At 69.6% G+C, this 13,705-nt stretch carries 12 protein-coding genes, 3 tRNA genes and 1 pseudogene; 5 read left to right on the top strand and 11 right to left on the bottom strand.

From position 1 onward, the window contains the following. Nucleotides 1-1,298: response regulator (locus ABD927_RS24285; RefSeq protein WP_345252479.1), on the top strand; the 1,298-nt coding region annotated here is incomplete at its 5' end. A gap of 40 nt (nt 1,299-1,338) precedes the next feature. On the opposite strand, the gene ABD927_RS24280 is transcribed toward ABD927_RS24285, so the two are convergent. From ABD927_RS24280 to ABD927_RS24260, 5 genes are all read right to left on the bottom strand, one after another. Next, the gene (locus ABD927_RS24280; protein WP_345252478.1) at nt 1,339-2,310 is read right to left on the bottom strand and encodes a tripartite tricarboxylate transporter substrate binding protein; all 972 of its coding nucleotides are present in this window, start codon (nt 2,308-2,310) and stop codon (nt 1,339-1,341) included. Nucleotides 2,311-2,312: 2 nt separating this feature from the next. Further along, nucleotides 2,313-3,197, bottom strand: a complete 885-nt coding sequence (locus ABD927_RS24275) for a TauD/TfdA dioxygenase family protein (protein ID WP_345252477.1) — start codon at nt 3,195-3,197, stop codon at nt 2,313-2,315. A 148-nt stretch (nt 3,198-3,345) separates the two neighbouring features. Next, entirely contained in the window at nt 3,346-3,513 is a 168-nt protein-coding gene (locus ABD927_RS24270) for a hypothetical protein (protein ID WP_345252476.1), read from the bottom strand. Nucleotides 3,514-3,620: 107 nt separating this feature from the next. Continuing rightward, the gene (locus tag ABD927_RS24265; protein ID WP_345252475.1) at nt 3,621-3,884 is read right to left on the bottom strand and encodes a hypothetical protein; all 264 of its coding nucleotides are present in this window, start codon (nt 3,882-3,884) and stop codon (nt 3,621-3,623) included. A gap of 125 nt (nt 3,885-4,009) precedes the next feature. Further along, on the bottom strand, nt 4,010-5,764 hold the full coding sequence (locus ABD927_RS24260) for an IlvD/Edd family dehydratase (RefSeq protein WP_345252474.1): 1,755 nt from the start codon (nt 5,762-5,764) through the stop codon (nt 4,010-4,012). A 159-nt stretch (nt 5,765-5,923) separates the two neighbouring features. Here ABD927_RS24260 and ABD927_RS24255 point away from each other — a divergent pair, with 159 nt between their 5' ends. From ABD927_RS24255 to ABD927_RS24245, 3 genes and pseudogenes are all read left to right on the top strand, one after another. Further along, nucleotides 5,924-6,451 (top strand): sigma-70 family RNA polymerase sigma factor, encoded by a 528-nt coding sequence (locus ABD927_RS24255; RefSeq protein ID WP_345252473.1) that lies wholly within the window; start codon nt 5,924-5,926, stop codon nt 6,449-6,451. After that, nucleotides 6,418-7,485, top strand: a complete 1,068-nt coding sequence (locus ABD927_RS24250; protein ID WP_345252472.1) for a FecR domain-containing protein — start codon at nt 6,418-6,420, stop codon at nt 7,483-7,485. The genes ABD927_RS24255 and ABD927_RS24250 overlap by 34 nt, the downstream gene beginning before the upstream one ends. 197 nt (nt 7,486-7,682) lie before the next feature. After that, nucleotides 7,683-8,147: pseudogene (locus ABD927_RS24245) on the top strand (PepSY domain-containing protein); the annotation flags it as partial. Between the two features lie 25 nt (nt 8,148-8,172). Here ABD927_RS24245 and ABD927_RS24240 read toward each other — a convergent pair. From ABD927_RS24240 to gltX, 4 genes are all read right to left on the bottom strand, one after another. After that, a tRNA-Asp gene (locus ABD927_RS24240) sits at nt 8,173-8,249 on the bottom strand. Nucleotides 8,250-8,291: 42 nt separating this feature from the next. Continuing rightward, a tRNA-Glu gene (locus tag ABD927_RS24235) sits at nt 8,292-8,367 on the bottom strand. 36 nt (nt 8,368-8,403) lie between these two features. Then, nucleotides 8,404-8,479: transfer RNA gene (locus ABD927_RS24230), tRNA-Ala, on the bottom strand. Nucleotides 8,480-8,511: 32 nt separating this feature from the next. Beyond that, nucleotides 8,512-9,933 carry a glutamate--tRNA ligase gene (gltX, locus tag ABD927_RS24225; RefSeq protein ID WP_345252469.1) on the bottom strand — a complete coding sequence of 474 codons (1,422 nt, stop codon included), beginning with the start codon at nt 9,931-9,933 and terminating at the stop codon, nt 8,512-8,514. 150 nt (nt 9,934-10,083) lie between these two features. On the opposite strand from gltX, the gene ABD927_RS24220 reads away from it, so the two are divergent. Beyond that, nucleotides 10,084-12,756 (top strand): bifunctional acetate--CoA ligase family protein/GNAT family N-acetyltransferase, encoded by a 2,673-nt coding sequence (locus tag ABD927_RS24220; RefSeq protein ID WP_345252468.1) that lies wholly within the window; start codon nt 10,084-10,086, stop codon nt 12,754-12,756. A 90-nt stretch (nt 12,757-12,846) separates the two neighbouring features. On the opposite strand, the gene ABD927_RS24215 is transcribed toward ABD927_RS24220, so the two are convergent. Together ABD927_RS24215 and ABD927_RS24210 are read right to left on the bottom strand one after the other, a co-directional pair. Then, nucleotides 12,847-13,188, bottom strand: a complete 342-nt coding sequence (locus ABD927_RS24215; RefSeq protein ID WP_345252467.1) for a protein tyrosine phosphatase family protein — start codon at nt 13,186-13,188, stop codon at nt 12,847-12,849. Nucleotides 13,189-13,261: 73 nt separating this feature from the next. Beyond that, nucleotides 13,262-13,705 (bottom strand): OmpA family protein (locus ABD927_RS24210; protein ID WP_345252466.1); only part of this gene is annotated, 444 nt, incomplete at its 5' end.

Raw genomic sequence — 13,705 nt, 5'->3', positions numbered from 1 at the left:
CCGCCGTGCCGGCCGCCCGGCCCGCGGCGCCGCCCCTGCCGGCCGAGGCCGCGCCGCCCGCCCACGTGCCCGGCACGCCCGCCTTTCCCGACGACCGCGACGAAGACTCGTCCCGGCGTTCGGTGCTGGTCATCGAAGACGACCCGGGTTTCGCCCGCATCCTGCTCGAGCTCGCGCACGAAATGCAGTACCGCTGCCTGGTGGCGCATACCGCCGCCGACGGCCTGCTGCTGGCACGCCAATACCTGCCCGACGCCATCCTGCTCGACATCTACCTGCCCGACCGCTCCGGCCTGACGGTGCTGCAGCAACTGAAGGAAGGCCCGCGCACGCGCCACATCCCGGTACACGTGGTGTCGGCGGCGGAGCGCACCGAGGCGGCGCTGTACATGGGCGCCATCGGCTACGCCATCAAGCCCACCACGCGCGAACAATTGCAGGAGATCTTCCGCAAGCTGGAAGAAAAATTCACGCAGAAGGTCAAGCGCGTGCTGCTGGTGGAAGACGACCCGCGCCAGCGCGAAAGCATCGTGCGGCTGATCGGCGACACCGACATCGACATCACCGCCGTCGGCTCCGGCGAAGAAGCGCTGCGCCTGCTCAACGGCACGGTGTTCGACTGCATGATCATCGACCTCAAGCTGCCCGACATGCAGGGCGGCGAACTGCTGCAGCGGATGTCGACCGAGAAGATCTGTTCCTTCCCGCCGGTCATCGTCTACACCGGGCGCAACCTGACCCGCGACGAAGAACTGGACCTGCTGAAGTATTCGCGTTCGATCATCATCAAGGGCGCCCGCTCGCCCGAACGCCTGCTCGACGAGGTGACGCTGTTCCTGCACAAGGTGGAGTCCGAACTGTCGGACGAGCGCCAGACCATGCTGAAGACGGTGCGCAGCCGCGACCGCGTGTTCGAAGGCCGCCGCATCCTGCTGGTGGACGACGACGTGCGCAACATCTTCGCGCTCAGCAGCGCGCTGGAACAGAAAGGCGCCTTGGTGGAGATCGGCCGCAACGGCATCGAGGCGCTGGACAAGCTGAACGCCGTGCCCGACATCGACCTGGTGCTGATGGACGTGATGATGCCCGAGATGGACGGGCTGGAAGCCACCCGCCGCATCCGCCAGGATCCGCGCTTCAGGAAACTGCCGGTGATCGCCATCACCGCCAAGGCGATGAAGGACGATCAGGAGCAATGCCTGAAAGCCGGCGCCAACGACTACCTGCCCAAGCCGATCGACCTCGACCGGCTGTATTCGCTGCTGCGGGTATGGATGCCGAAGATGGAGCGGCTGTAAGCCCGGGGCCCGCCGCCGGCGGCGGCCGCGGGCCTGCCGTTCACGGCTTCGCGCTGATCTTCGCTTCCGCGATGACGGTGCGCCACTTGGCGATTTCGTGGCCGATGAAATCGCGGGCGGCCTGCGGCGTGCCGCCGGTCGGTTCGATGCCTTGCGCCTTCAGCGGCGTACGCACGCTGTCGCGGCCGAGCGCGCGGTTGATCTCGCCATTCAGCCGTTGCACCACCTCGGCCGGCGTGCCGCGGGGCGCCAGCACGGCCCACCAGGCGGTGACCTCGTAATCCGGATAGCCCGACTCGGCCACCGACGGCACATCGGGCAAGGTGGGCGAACGCTTGCGGCTGGTGACGGCGATCGGCTTGACGCGCTTGTCGCGCAAGAACGAGGCGGCCGCAATCGTCGAGCTGAAATACATCGAGGCCTGCCCGCCCGCGACGTCGATCAGCGCCGGACCGCCCCCTTTGTAGGGCACGTGCAGGATGTCGATCTGCGCTTCTTTCTTGAACAGTTCGCCGGCCAGGTGGGTGGCGTTGCCCACCCCTGCCGAGGCGAAGGTCAGCTTGCCGGGATGCCGCTTGGCATAGGCCACCAGCTCGGGCACCGTATTGGCCGGCAGTTTGGGATTGGCCACCAGGACATAGGCGCCTTCGCCGATCATCGCCACCGGCTCGAAGTCGGCCAGCGAATCGTAAGGCAGCTCGTACAGCGATGGATTGATGGCATGCGCGGCGGAGATGAACAGCAGGGTGTAGCCGTCGGGCGCGGCCTTGGCGACGGTTTGCGAACCGATGATGCCGCCGGCGCCGCCTTTGTTGTCGATCACCACCGATTGCTTGAGCGACTCGGCCAGCGCCTGGCTGACTGGCCGGGCGATTTCGTCATTGGCCCCGCCCGGCGGGAACGGCACGATCAGCCGGATGGGCTTGGACGGAAAGGCGGCCTGCTGCGCCCATGCCGGCGCAATGCCGGACGCCAGCAGCGCCGGCAGGATGAGGAGTGCGCGGATTTTCATGGTCAGAACGGAGCCGATCCCTTGAGCGTGGTGCGTTCCATGCGGCGCCGCATGGTGGCGTCGTAGTCGTTGACGGCCAGGTGCTGCGTGGCGCAGTTGTCCCACATCACCAGGTCGCCCACCTGCCAGCGATGCCTGTACTGGAATTCCGGCCTGACGCAATGCTCGAACAGCCGGTTCAGCAAGCGCTGGCCGGCTTCCTTTTCCATGCCGACGATCTCGGTCGTGTAGCCCTCGTTGACGAACAGGCACTTCCTGCCCGTGTAGGGATGGGTCCGCACCACCGGATGCTCGACGTCGGGCACGGCCCGGCGCTGCGCATCGGTCAGGGGCGGCCGCTTGCCGCTCGGCCGGTCGCGCAGATAGCCCTTTTCGTAATGGTGTACGGCATACAGCGGCGCAAGCTCCGCCTTGGTCGGCTCGTCGAGCGCGTCGTAGGCGGCCGCGGTGCTGACGAACAGGGTATCGCCGCGCGCCACGCCGTCCTTGACCGGCACCTCGCGCGACAACAGCAGCGAGCCCCGGCTGGGCTCCTTCTTGTAGCTCAGGTCGGTATGCCAGAACTGGCCGGCGTCGATGCTGCCGATCGGCTTGCCGTTTTCGATGACGTTCGAGACGACGAAAAGCTCGGGATGGGTTTTCTTGACCGCGTCGCTGCGCACGTGGATCTCCAGCTCGCCGAAACGGCGGCTGAATGCCACGTGCTGGTCCTCGGTCAGGTCCTGGCCGCGGAACACGAGCACGGAATATTGGTTGAAGGCTTCTTCGATCTTGCGGAAAGTATCTTCCGACATCGGCGCCGCCAGATCCACTCCCAGGACTTCCGCGCCCAAGGCGGGCGTCAAGGGCCGGAACGATAAACCGCCACTGCTGGGTACTGCCTCCATTTTTCCTCCATGGGCATGGCTTCCCGGGCTGGGGCCCGCCCTGTCGTTCTACGGGGTGAAATCATCGTTATTATTTTTATAGATTAAGAAACCCGTTTTTATTTATCCATGGGGGTTAGTCCGGTGGCAGCGGACGACGGCCACGGGTTCAGAGCAGCCGCAAGGCCATGATGTCGAGCAGCGCCGGGCACACCGCGCCCACCTTCACCAGCCCCCACAGGAACAGGCAGGAGAACGCAGCCAGGAAGGCGCAGCGCCGTGCCATCCGGAAACAATCTTCGCGGGTCCATCCCAGGCTGCGCAACAGTCCGCCCATCCTCATTCCTCGCGTTGCTATCGACTTGTATCGATAGGTTAACGCGTTTCGGAGCGCCGTTCAGCAGGCGCTCCGCATACGGATGACGTGGGCGTGGGCTGCTTGCCCTAGCGGAACCTGCCGCACAGGTAGGCGAAGGCAGCCACCACCGCCACCGAAGTCAGCGGCCGTTCGCGGATCATGTCGGCCGCGCAGTCCAGCGCGTCGCTCACCACGTCGCGGCCATCGTCCAGCAACTGCTTGGCCTGGACCCGGGCTCCCTCGGCGGCATCCACCGCCGCGGCGGCCGCATCGGCCACCGCGTCCTCGGCGGTGTCGGCCGCCTTGTCGACGGCCTGCTTGGCCGATTCCATTGCCTTGTCTGGATCCATGACGTGCTCCTTATGAGAGAAAACATGATGTCGTCAGCACATTATTGCTGCGAACGGCGGATTCGCCCAATAAGAGGATGTGACGACCGTCAGGAAGCGAAACAAGGCGGGCGCGCCACATCCGGTCAACAAGCCTCCGGCGGCTGCCCTTGCAGGAAATCGAAGTCGACGCCCTCGTCCGCCTGCGTCACCGACTTCAGGAACAGCCGCTGGTAGCCGCGCCTGCCCTGCGGCCGCGGCACGGCGCATGCGGCCAGCCGCCGCGCCATTTCGTCGTCGCCGACCAGCAGCGAGATTTCCCGCTTGGCCACGCTCAGCCGGATGCGATCGCCGTCGCGCACGCAGGCCAGCGGGCCGCCCAGCGCGGATTCGGGCGTGACGTGCAGCACGATGGTGCCGAAGGCGGTTCCGCTCATGCGGCCGTCGGAAATCCGCACGATGTCTTTCACCCCCTGCAGCGCCAGCCGCTTGGGAATGGGGATGTAGCCCGCCTCGGGCATGCCCGGCCCGCCGACCGGGCCGATATTCTTCAGCACCAGCACGTCGTCGGCGGCCACGTCGAGATCGGGATCGTCGATGCGGCGGGCCAGGTCTTCCAGGTTCTCGAACACCACGGCGCGCCCCTCGTGCTCCATCAGGGCGGGCGAGGCGGCCGACTGCTTGATGATGGCGCCGCCGGGCGCCAGGTTGCCGCGCAGGAAGGCGATGCCGCCTTCCGGATAGATGGGATCGGACATGGGCCGCACCACGTCCTGGACGAAGGCGGGACCGGCGGCGTCGATTTCCTCGCCCAGAGTGCGGCCGGTGACGGTGAGCGCGTCCAGCCTGAGCAGGGGCTTCAACTCGCGCAGCAGGGTGGCCATGCCGCCGGCGGCATGGAAATGCTCCATGTAGTGCTGGCCGGAAGGCTTCAGGTCGAGCAGCACCGGCGTTTCGCGGCCCATGCGGTCGAGCTCTTCCAGGTCGATCTTGATGCCGACCCGGCCGGCGATGGCGGTCAGGTGCACGATGCCGTTGGTGGAGCCGCCGATGGCCAACAGCACGGTCATCGCGTTATGGAAGGCGTCGGCGGTCAGGATCCTGTCGATGGTCAGACGCTCGCGCGCCATGCGCACGGCTTGCGCCCCGGTCTCTTCGGCCACCCGCATGCGGTCGGAGGTGACCGCGGGCGGCGACGCGCCGCCGGGCACCGTCATGCCGAGCGCCTCGGCCAGGCAGGCCATGGTGCTGGCCGTGCCCATCACGGAACAGCTGCCCACGCTGGGCACCAGCCGGTTGTTGACGGCGCCGATCTCGGCGGCATCGATCTCTTCGGCCCGGTAGCGGCCCCAGTAGCGGCGGCAATCGGTGCAGGCGCCGACCACCTCGCCGCGGTGCGAGCCGGCCAGCATCGCGCCGGTGATGAGCTGAATGCTCGGGAGCTTGGCCGAGGCGGCCCCCATGAGCTGGGCCGGCACCGTCTTGTCGCAGCCGCCGATCAGCACGACGGCATCCATCGGCTGCGCGCGGATCATCTCCTCGGTGTCCATCGACATCAGGTTGCGCAGGTACATGCTGGTGGGCTGGGCGAAGCTCTCGCCGATGGAGATCGTCGGGAATTCCATCGGCAGGCCGCCGGCCAGCATGACGCCGCGCCTGACCGCCTCGATCAGCTGCGGCATGTTGCCGTGGCAGGGGTTGTAGCTGCTGCCGGTATTGGCGATGCCGATCACCGGCCGGTCGAGCGCATGGTCGGTGAAGCCCGCGCCTTTGATGAAGGCCTTGCGCAGGAATAGCGAAAACCCGGCGTCGCCGTAGTTGGTCAGCCCGCGGCGAAAACCCGGGGTGCCGGGCGCGGCCTGGCCGCCTTCGGTGGCTTCTTCTTTGTTGTCGTCCGCCATGTTCCTGTCTCCGAGGCCGGTGGCCGTGCGTTCGCGAAACGTCGCAGCGGGAATTCTACGGTGCGGCCGCGCCGGACGGGTTTGACAGCGTATCAAGCCGCATGATACTAATAATCGTTCTCATTCGTGGCCACGCTGGACTTGTCGACGAGCTGGATCGTGAGCATCCCGGGATACCGCTGCCCCTCCTCCATCGAAAGTCTCTATGCCGCTCACCATTCGTGGCTGACGGGATGGTTGCGCCGCCGGCTGGGCAGCGCCGCCGATGCCGCCGACCTCGCCCACGATGCCTTCCTGCGCCTGATCCTCAAGCCCGCTCCGCGGGGGTTCCAGACGCCCGGCGAAGCCCGCGCCTATCTGCGCGCGGTCGGGAACAGCCTGTGCGTCGACCTGTGGCGCCGCCGGGAGGTCGAACAGGCCTGGCTCGAAGCCCTGGCGGCGGGGCCCGAGCGGCGCTGGCCGTCGGCCGAAGAGCGGGCCATCGTCGTCGAAACGCTGATGGAGATCGGCGGCGTGCTCGGCCGGCTGCCGCAGAAGGCCGCCGCGGCCTTCATCATGGCCCAGATCGACGGCACCCCTTACCGCGACATCGCCGGCGAGCTGGGGGTGTCGGAGCGCATGGTCAAGAAGTACATCGCGCAGGCCATGCTGCAGTGCGCCCTGCTCGTCGCCCGGTCGAAGCGCTGATGGCGCAGGCGCCGGAGCTTCCCGCCCCCGCGCCCGATGACTGGCCCGGCGACGCCGGCGAGCCGGATGTCGGCAGCCTGAGCCAGGCGGCCGAGTGGTATGCCGCCCTGCGCGCCGAGGACGCCAGCGAAACGGACCGCCAGGCCTGGCAGGCCTGGCTGCAGGCGCGCCCCGAACATGCCCGCGCCTGGCGGTACATCGAACAGGTCGGCCGGATGTTTGCGCCCTTGAAGACCCACGGCACGCGGCAGGCGGCCGCGGCCGGCCTGAAGGCCGCCAGAAAGGCGGCGGCGGGCCGGCGCCGCGTGCTCGGCAGCCTGGGCGGCCTGGCCGCAGGCGGCCTGTTGGCGTGGCTGGCATGGCGCCATTCTCCCGTGCCGGCGTGGCTGCTCGCCTTGAACGCCGACTACCATACCGGGACCGGCCAGCAGCGCAAGCTGACGCTGCCCGATGGCTCGGCGGTGTGGCTGAATACGGCGTCCGCGCTCGACGTGGACTACGATTCGACGGCCCGCGCGCTGCGCTTGCTGGCGGGCGAGATCCTCGTCACGACGGTCCGGGACGGCGCCGGCCGGCCGTTCTTCGTGCGGACGCCGTTCGGGCGCATGCAGGCGCTGGGAACGCAATTCACGGTCCGCCTCGGCGATGGCGACGTCCGCCTGGACGTGTTCGACGGCGCTGTCGAGGTCGTCAACCTGGCGGGCCTGGTCCGGCGGGTACGGGCCGGCGAGCACCTGCGGTTCGATGCCCGGCTGGCCCCGGATTCCGGGCCGGCCGACCGCGCCCGCCAGGCCTGGAGCCGGGGCGTGGTGGTGGCCGACGACATCCCCTTGCAGGCGCTGGTCGACGAACTGAGCCGCTACCGGCACGGGCATATCAGCGTGGCGCCCGAGGTTGCCGGGCTCCCGGCGATCGGCGTTTATCCGGCCACCGACCCCGACCGCGCGCTCGCGCTGCTCGAGCACGCCTTGCCGATCCGGGTCCGCCAGCCGCTGCCGTGGTGGACGGTCATCGAGGCGCGGCGCGAACCGTAGCGCCGTCTTCGGCTCCGGGGAGTTCCCTTTTTCCGGTCTCATCCGTTTCCAGGGGAAGGGCAAGCCTTCCGCCGGTGTCCGTTCACCGCGCGCGGGCGAGCCTTCTTTCGACCCATGTCTTCAGAGAGATCCCCATGTCCGTTCCCCGCTGCGGCCAGGATGAGGCCGCGCGCGCCCGCAACACCTTCGCCGGGCCGACCGGCCCGCGGCGATCGGGCCCGGTTGCCGCCCTGCGGCCGCTGGCCTTGTCCATTCCCCTGGCCCTGGCCGGGCTGCCGGTGCTGCCCGGCCTCTGGCCCGCGGCCGCGCTTGCCCAGGCCGCCAGCCGGCAGTACGACATCCCGGCCGGATCGCTGACCGACGCCAAGGGCGTGACGCCGCTCACGTCGCGGATGTTCACGCCCCTGCTGGTCGACGCCGGAACCGGCGAGCCGGCGGCCCTGCTGGACATGCCGTGGTATCTGCGGGCACTGGAATTGTCGCGCCCCTTGCACTTCGGCGACTACGGCGGCCTGCCGCTCAAGCTGATCTGGGTGCTGCTCGACCTTGCCACCATCGCGGTGCTGGGCAGCGGCCTCTATCTGTGGCTGGCGCGCCGGCGAGCGCTGCATGCGCGGCGGGCGCATCGCGGAAAGCAAAAAGGGCTAGCGCAGAATCGCTAACCCTTTTGACCTTGCTGTGAATCCTTGGCGGAGCGGACGGGGCTCGAACCCGCGACCCCCGGCGTGACAGGCCGGTATTCTAACCAACTGAACTACCGCTCCGCAGCGGCGTATTGCTTTACTGCTACCAATAGACTGAGCTGCTGGCGTCCCCTAGGGGATTCGAACCCCTGTACTCACCGTGAAAGGGTGATGTCCTAGGCCTCTAGACGAAGGGGACAACAGGACTACATCTACTGCAAAACTGCTCTTCGTTTGGTGGAGGTAAGCGGGATCGAACCGCTGACCTCTTGCATGCCATGCAAGCGCTCTCCCAGCTGAGCTATACCCCCGTCCTGCGAAGAAGAGAAATTATGCACGAAACTCAGATGCCGTGCAAGCGGGCCACCACCGCGTCTTTGCCGAGCAGCGCCAACACCGCGTCGATGGCGGGCGTCTGCGCGCGGCCGGTAACCGCCACCCGCAGCGGGATGCCCAGCGCGGGCATCTTGACGCCGTGGGCGGCCAGCACTTCCTTCATCAATGCGGCGATGGCCTCGCGCGTCCATTCGATGCCCGCGGCGCGGCCGGCGAAGTCGCGCAGGATGGCGCGCGCGCCATCGGTCAGGTGTTGCGCGACGAGTTCGGGCGGCGTGGCGGCCGGGTCGAACGGCGCGCAGAACAGCATGGCCTCGTCGGCCAGCTGTTCCAGCGTTTCGGCGCGCTGCTTGAGCAGCGCCATCACGGCCGGCAGGTCGACGCCCTGGACCGAGCCGCCGCGCTTGCCGATGCGCGGCGCCACGCGGCGCGCCAGGTCCTCGTCGGCGCTGTGCTTGATGTAGTGCGCGTTGACCCAGTTCAGCTTCTTCGGATCCCACTGCGCAGCCGAGCGCGACAGGTTGCGGGTGTCGAACCATTCCACCAGCTGCTGGCGGCTGAACAGTTCGTCGTCGCCGTGGCTCCAGCCCAGGCGCGCCAGGTAGTTGACCATCGCCTCGGGCAGGTAGCCCTGCTCGTCGTACTGCATCACGCTGACCGCGCCGTGCCGCTTCGACAGCTTCTCGCCGTCGGGGCCGAGGATCATCGGCACGTGGCCGTACTGCGGCGGTTCGGCGCCCAGCGCGCGCAGGATGTTGATCTGGCGCGGAGTGTTGTTGACGTGGTCGTCGCCGCGGATCACGTGGGTGATGCGCATGTCCCAATCGTCAACCACCACGCAGAAGTTGTAGGTGGGCGTGCCGTCGGGGCGGGCGATGATGAGGTCGTCGAGTTCCGTGTTGGCGAAGCTGATCGGGCCTTTGACCATGTCGTCCCAGGCGACCTCGCCGTCGAGCGGATTGCGGAAGCGCACCACGGGCTTGCGGCCTTCCGGGATCGGCGGCAGCACCTTGCCGGGCTCGGGCCGCCAGGTGCCGTCGTAGCGCGGCTTGCGTCCCTCGGCGCGGGCGCGTTCGCGCATCGCCTCGATCTCCGCGGGCGAGCTGTAGCAGTGGTAGGCGCTGCCCGCGGCCAGCATCTGCGCGATCACTTCGCGGTAGCGGTCCATTCGCTGCATCTGGAAGAACGGGCCTTCGTCGGGCGTGAGTTCGAGCCAGCGCATGCCGTCGAGGATGGCCTGCACCGCTTCCGGCGTCGAGCGTTCGAGGTCGGTGTCTTCCACCCGCAGGATGAAGGTGCCGCCGAAGTGCCGGGCGAAGGCCCACGAATACAGGGCCGTGCGCGCGCCGCCCAGGTGCAGGAAGCCGGTGGGAGACGGGGCGAAGCGCGTGCGGACGGTGCCGGGCGCGTAGTGAGGGGCTGTGCTCATGGAGGATTCGGAAAGGAAGCGGATCGGGAAAGGCGCCGCAAACGGGGCCGCCGCGCGGCCGATCCCCGGATTGTACGAAATGCCTGTTGCGGCGGCCCGCCATATCCCTTGAAATGCCGGTATCCGCTTCGCCTGCGAGGTTGGCCTGCCATGTCGCGCCATGCCCTGTCGCCGCTGTTCGATCCGCAATCCGTGCTGGCGGTGGGCCCGCCCGGCCTGCCGCTGCTGGCCGCGCTGCCGCCGGCGCTGCGGGCCCGCACGGTCGAGCTGCCGCTGGACGCCCATGGCGCGCTGGCGCTGCCGGCGGAACTGGCCGCGCCGCAGCGCCGGCCCGACCTGGCGGTGGTGGCGGCGCCGGCCGGCAAGCTGCGGCAGGTGCTGGAAGCGCTGGCGCCGGCGCGGCCCGCGGCGGCCGTCGTCATTTCGCACGAGCCCGTGCCGGGCGTGGCGCAATTCTGCCGCGACTGGGCGCGCGCCAACGATTGCCAGCTGCTGGGGCCGCGCAGCTTCGGCCTGCAGCGTCCGCATGCCGGCCTGAACGCCAGCCTGCATCCGCAGCTGGCGCGCTCGGGCCGGGTGGCGATGGTCACGCAGTCGCGCTCGATCATGGCGGTGGTGATGGACTGGGCCGACGACAACCGCACCGGCTTCTCGGCCGTGGTGTCGCTGGGCGACGAAGCGGTGCTGGACCTGCCCACGGTGCTCGATTTCCTGGTGGCCGATCCGCATACCGACAGCATCGCGCTCTACCTTGAACACGTGCGCGACGCGCGCGAGTTCATGAGCGCCATGCGCGCGGCCGCCAGCGTGAAGCCGGTGGCGGTGCTGAAGGCCGACCGCGGCGGCGGGCCCAGGCGGGGCGACGCCGCCGGCATCGCGCCCGACACGGTGTTCGACGCCGCGCTGCGGCGGGCCGGCGCGGTGCGGGTGGCGCACTTCGTGCAATTGTTCTCGGCGGTCAAGGCGCTGGGTTTCCGGCGGCGGCCCACCGGCCGCCGCATCGCCGTGCTGGCCAACGGCCGCGGGCCGGCGCGGCTGGCGCTGGACCGCATCGCCGCCAGCGACGGCACGGTGGCGCGCGCCGAGCTGGCGCCGGCCACCCGCGAGGCGCTGCTGCGGGCGCTGGGGCCGTCGGCGCAGGCCGACAATCCGGTGGTGGCGCTGGCGCCGCTGGCCCCCGGCGGCTGCGCCGAAGCGGTGGCGGCGCTGGCCGCCGATCCGGGCGTCGACGGCCTGCTGGTGGTGCTGGCGCCCGACCCCGACGCCGACCTGCCCGCCGTGGCGCGCGCGCTGGCCGAGGCGGCGCCGCGCGCCGGGCGCCCGGTCATCACCTGCTTCATGGGCGATGCCGCGATGCGGCCGCTGCGGCGCGTGCTGGACGACGTGGGTTCGCCCTCCTTCCGCACGCCCGAATCGGCGGTCGAGGCCTTCGGCAACCTGGCCATCGACCACTACAACCGCCAGCTGCTGTTGCAGATGCCGCCGCCGCAGCCGCCCGGGCGGGCGCCCGATACCGAGGGCGCGCGGGTCGTGATCGGCCAGGCGCGCGCCGACGCCCGCAGCACGCTGACCGAGCCCGAAGCCAAGGCCCTGCTGGCCGCCTTCCACATCCCGGTGGTGCCGGTGCTGGCGGCGCGCCATGCGGCCGAGGCGGTGATCGCCGCGCAACAGATCGGCTTCCCCGTTGCGATCAAGATCGATTCGCCCGACGTCGCGCGCAAGTCTGCGGTGCGCGGCGTGCACCTCGACATCCGCAGCAGCGCCGAACTGGTCACCGCCTACCAGCGCATGATGGCCAACGTGCGCGAGGCAGAGCCCGGCGCCCGCATCGCCGGCATCACGGTCGAGGCCATGGCCAGCCCGCCCGGCGCGCCGAAGGTCGCCATCGGCGTGGCGCGCGACGCGCTGTTCGGCCCGGTGATCCGCTTCGGCAGCGCGGCCGGCGCCCGCGCCGAGCCGGCCGGCAGCCTGGGCGTGGAGCTGCCGCCGCTCAACGGCTTCCTGGCGCGCAGGCTGATCGAGCGCACCCGCATCTGGCGCCACGTACTGTCGGAGCAGGTCTCGGCCCGCGCGCACGAGCTGCTGGAAGACATACTGGTGCGGATTTCCGACCTGGTGTGCGGACTGCCCGAGATCGAAAGCATAGAGATCAACCCGGTCATCATCGACGGCGACCGGGTGCTGGCGGCCGATACCCGCATCACGCTGCTGCCGGGCACCGAAGGCGCCGCGGACGATCCCGGGGTGGGCGGCTACGCCCACATGGCGATCCATCCCTACCCGGTACAGCTGGTGCGGCACTGCCAGTTCGCCGACGGCACGCCCTACACCATCCGCCCGATCCGGCCCGAAGACGCCGCGCCCTTGCAGGCCTTCACCCGCGGGCTGTCGGAGCACAGCCGCTACATGCGCTTCATTTCGGCAATGCGGGAACTGTCGCCGAACATGCTGGCGCGCTATACGCAGGTGGACTACCACCGCGAGCTGGCGCTGGTGGCCACCGTGCTCGACGCCGACGCGCCGGATACCGGCGAAACGCTGATCGGCGTGGCGCGCTATCTGTTGAACCCGGACGGCGACAGCGCCGAATACGCGCTGGTGGTGGCCGACGCCTGGCAGCGGCGCGGCCTGGGCCGCGAACTGATGACCGCGCTGGTGGACGCGGCGCGCCGCCAGGGCCTGCGCCGCATAGAAGGTTTCGTGCTGGGCGCCAACGGGCCGATGCTCAAGCTGATGGGCAGCCTGGGATTCCACATCCAGCCGGACCCCGACGACCCCTCCATGCGCCAGGCATGGCTGGACCTGGAACGCCCCCCCAACTGAAGCGCCCCCATCCAGGACGCAGCGGACCCGGCTCCGCCGGTCCGCCAGCGTCGCCGCTTGAGGGGAGCGGCCAGGCCGCCAGGGGTGGGCCTATTTATTCGTTGCGGTAACGAACAGCTTGGTGGAACGGGCGCCGCTGCGGCAGAAGGCCAGCACGGGGCCGGGCAGCGACTGCAGGTTGGCAGCGAAGGTATCCACGTCGGACGGCTGGATGTTGGCGCCGTTGACCGGCTGGTACACGTACTTCAGCCCCGCGGCTTCGGCGGCGGCGCCGATCTCGGCGGCGGTGGGCTGGCTCGGGCCGCCTTCGTAGTCGGGCCGGTTGTTGATGACGCTCTTGAAGCCGGCGGCGGCCAGCGCGGCCATGTCTTCGGGGCCGAGCTGCGGCGCGACGGCGAACGATTCGGTCAATTGCGTGTAGGGGGCGGACATCGCGGTCTCCAGAAGATGCGGATCGATGACCAATCCTAACCCGCCGGCGCGCCGCGAACAAACGCCTCCCCCGCTATTGCGTGCCCGACTTGCCGGTGATCTCGATCTCCACCCGGCGGTTCGGCGCCAGGCATTCGATCAGCGCCGCGCGCGCGGTCTGGTTGCATTGCACGACCGGCTCGCGCGAGCCGCGGCCTTCCGCACTGACCAGCCGCGACGGCACGCCGGCGCCCACCAGGTAGCGCACCACGCTGGCCGCCCGCTCCTGCGACAGGCGGTCGTTGTAGGCCGCGCTGCCGATGCGGTCGGCATGGCCGATCACGCGCACCCGCTGGACGTCGACGCCGCGCAGCTCGCGGCTGAGGTCGTCGAGCCGGCGGCGGCCTTCGGGCGAGATGCCGCCCAGGTCGGAGCGATTGAAGCCGAACAGCGCATCGGCCGACAGCGTGACCACGCGGGTGGCCGGCGGCGGCGTGGGCGCCGGCGACGCGGCGGCCGCCGGCGGCGGCGCGGTGGT

It is taken from the genome of Pigmentiphaga soli (assembly GCF_039541095.1).
In the GTDB taxonomy this organism is placed as follows: Bacteria; Pseudomonadota; Gammaproteobacteria; order Burkholderiales; family Burkholderiaceae_B; genus Pigmentiphaga; species Pigmentiphaga soli.
The sequence above is the reverse complement of the archived record's forward strand: the minus strand, read 5'-3'. Positions and strand labels throughout refer to the sequence as shown.